The organism is Nocardia amamiensis NBRC 102102 (assembly GCF_001612745.1).
Classification (GTDB): domain Bacteria; phylum Actinomycetota; class Actinomycetes; order Mycobacteriales; family Mycobacteriaceae; genus Nocardia; species Nocardia amamiensis.
The window spans coordinates 1-2137 of the sequence record NZ_BDBA01000229.1 but is presented as its reverse complement, the minus strand read 5'-3'; the positions used below and the strand labels follow the sequence as shown (position 1 = coordinate 2137).

General features: G+C 67.5%; 4 protein-coding genes. 2 read left to right on the top strand and 2 right to left on the bottom strand.

All coding sequences use genetic code 11. The features are described 5' to 3' along the window. On the top strand, positions 1-398 hold a 398-nt coding region (locus tag NA4_RS41700; RefSeq protein ID WP_169811158.1), incomplete at its 5' end, for a type I phosphoribosyltransferase. 289 nt (positions 399-687) lie between these two features. Next, positions 688-1314, top strand: a complete 627-nt coding sequence (hpf, locus tag NA4_RS32210; RefSeq protein WP_084497660.1) for a ribosome hibernation-promoting factor, HPF/YfiA family — start codon at positions 688-690, stop codon at positions 1312-1314. A gap of 31 nt (positions 1315-1345) precedes the next feature. On the opposite strand, the gene NA4_RS32205 is transcribed toward hpf, so the two are convergent. Together NA4_RS32205 and NA4_RS32200 are read right to left on the bottom strand one after the other, a co-directional pair. Next, entirely contained in the window at positions 1346-1531 is a 186-nt protein-coding gene (locus tag NA4_RS32205) for a hypothetical protein (protein ID WP_067478815.1), read from the bottom strand. Next, positions 1528-1989: a hypothetical protein gene (locus NA4_RS32200; protein ID WP_245671689.1), complete on the bottom strand. Its 462-nt coding sequence runs from the start codon at positions 1987-1989 to the stop codon at positions 1528-1530. Before NA4_RS32200 ends, NA4_RS32205 begins: the two co-directional genes overlap by 4 nt. Positions 1990-2137: the final 148 nt, after the last annotated feature.

Here is a 2137-nt window from a genome sequence, read left to right as displayed (position 1 = left end):
GCGGGCTCGCCGCGCTTCGGTCGGCAGGGCGGCCGCTGGTGCTGGTGCCCGCGCCGAGCAGGGCCGTGGCGGCACGGCGCAGAGGCGGCGATCCGGTGCTGCGTTCGGCACGGGTAGCCGCGCGATGGCTGCCGGATAGCCGAGTGGTATCCCTGTTGCGGCTGGCGCCGGGGGTGCGTGATTCGGTGGGCTTGACGCCCGCGGAGCGGGCGCGCAACTTGGACGGGCGGGTCACCACCGTACCCGGTCGTGGCGCTGACCGGGGAGTTCCGGCGAACGCCGAGGTGGTGATCGTCGACGACGTGCTGACCACCGGCGCGACGGCCCGCGAAGCGGTACGCGCATTGACACTGATCGGATTGCCGGCACGTGGCGTTTTAGTTACGTGCGCTGCGTGACCGGGGGGAAATTTGCGTGAACACTGGCGATCGGCCGGTTGGCGTACTAGCGTCGCGAACACACACCCGAACCGGGAGTTTGGAGGTGGCGCCTCGGACAACTTGTGCCGAGCGATTGTCGATCGGCACTGCTCAATCCCGCCGCACGTGAATCGGTCTGTGCGGCCAGATCCGGGAGGTACGCGTGACGACTTCTTCACGACCTTCAGTGAAAGATCCCGCTCCGTCAGTGCTGGATTCCGGCACCCAGGAAGCGCCAGAGCAACCCCCAGCGGAACGCCAGCGAGCGATGCGCGCCGACATTGTGGTGAAGGGCCGCAACGTGGAGGTGCCTGACCATTTTCGAATTTACGTCGCGGAAAAACTCTCCCGATTAGAACGCTTCGACCCCTCGATGTTCCTCTTCGACGTGGAGCTGTTCCACGAGCGCAACCGCCGCCAGCGAAAGAGCTGCCAGCGCGTCGAAATCACCGCGCGCGGAAAGGGTCCCGTGGTCCGGGCGGAGGCCCGCGCGGATAGCTTCTACGCCGCATTCGAGTCCGTGACGGCGAAGCTGGAGAGCCGGCTGCGTCGCACCAAGGACCGCCGCCGGGTGCACTACGGCGACAAGACGCCGGTCTCCGTCGCTCAGGCCACAGCGGACCTGGTGGACGAGTCGCTGTTCGAGCAGCCCCGCGGGGCGAGCGCCACGCAGGAGCAGCGTGCGGAAGCGCAGGAGCAGGATTACGCCGAAGGTCCCGGCCATATCGTGCGCACCAAGGTGCACGCGGCCACGCCGATGACCGTCGATGACGCGCTCTATCAGATGGAACTCGTCGGTCACGACTTCTTCCTGTTCCAGGACAAGGAGACCGATCGGCCCTCGGTGGTCTACCGCCGCCACGCCTTCGATTACGGCCTCATCAGGCTCGCCTGACGACACCCGTCTTTGCCGACTCTCCGGGTGTTCAGCTCACCGGCTGGATGCCCGGAGATTTGCGTTGGAACGCCTTTTTCGCCCTCGGCCAGCGGCGTGCCAGCGCGAGAAGCCCCCGCAGATCCGAGTTGATGTCGCCCACGAGCCGCCCGATGACCACCACCGCGATGAAGGCGCTCAGCGGTATCGCGATCGGCGCCGGGATCGGCGAGGTCACCGCCTGCGGTCGCGGAAGAACGTGCGGTGTAGCAGGGAGTCGCGGCGCGGGGGGCGCATGGCGTGCAGCATCACCATGTCGGCGAAGGTTTCCGCGTCGCGCTCGCGCAGCGTGCCGTAATCGGTGCGTCCGAGCACGTGCGCGATGGACTCCGGCGAGATCGAGGGCAGCAGCTCGGCGATCGCGGCCACGGTCGGTGTGCTCGCGGACCGCTCGGCGGGATCGGGCTGCTCCGGGCCGTGTCCCAGCAGCATGTGCCCCAGCTCGTGCACGATGATGTGCTCGGCGTGCCATTCGGTGGTGTCGGCCCCGTAGACGATGACGTCGCTGTCCTGCTTGGCGATCCACAGGCCGCTGCCCGTGCCGCAACCGGTGCCCGCGAGCAGCGCGGTGTCGATCGGCAGCAAGCTGATGCTCCGGCCGCGGTAGGCCGCGACGTCGTCGAGGTAAGTCGACAAATCCCATGGGTGGGGAATAGGTAGGTCCCGTGTCACGCTCCGGAACCGGGCCTGGATGGCCATGCGATCGGTCTCCTACAAAGCTCATGCCTGCGCGTCGCTGACGCTCGGCTTCGGCACGAGCGAGAGCTCGGCTGCGTCCATGGTT

Bases quoted from the DNA above. Each gene is read 5' to 3' on its own strand.
- hpf (WP_084497660.1), top strand. From the start codon at position 688: ATGCGCGCCGACATTGTGGTGAAGGGCCGCAACGTGGAGGTGCCTGAC.